Annotated in this window: 1 protein-coding gene; it reads left to right on the top strand. The window is 67.3% G+C overall.

Features of this window, described 5'->3' with window-relative positions:
- A partial coding sequence (locus tag HA630_RS01295) for an NAD(P)/FAD-dependent oxidoreductase (RefSeq protein WP_371809178.1) occupies positions 1 to 226 on the top strand: 226 nt, incomplete at both ends.

Raw genomic sequence — 226 nt, 5'->3', positions numbered from 1 at the left:
CCCCCGACGCCCTGGTGCCCGACTGCTTCCACAACCACGGCAACTACGTCATCAGCCTGGGCGCGCTGACCAAATGGCTGGGCGAGCAGGCCGAAAGCCTGGGCGTGGAGATCTTCCCCGGCTTTGCCGCTTCCGAAGTCATCTACAACGCCGACGGTTCCGTCCAAGGCGTGGCCACCGGCCACCAGGGCCTGGGCAAAGACGGCGAGCCCACCGGCGACTTCCA

It is taken from the genome of Aquabacterium sp. A08 (assembly GCF_011742065.1).
Note: the sequence above shows the minus strand (reverse complement) of the source record. Positions and strands in the feature narration are given on the sequence as shown.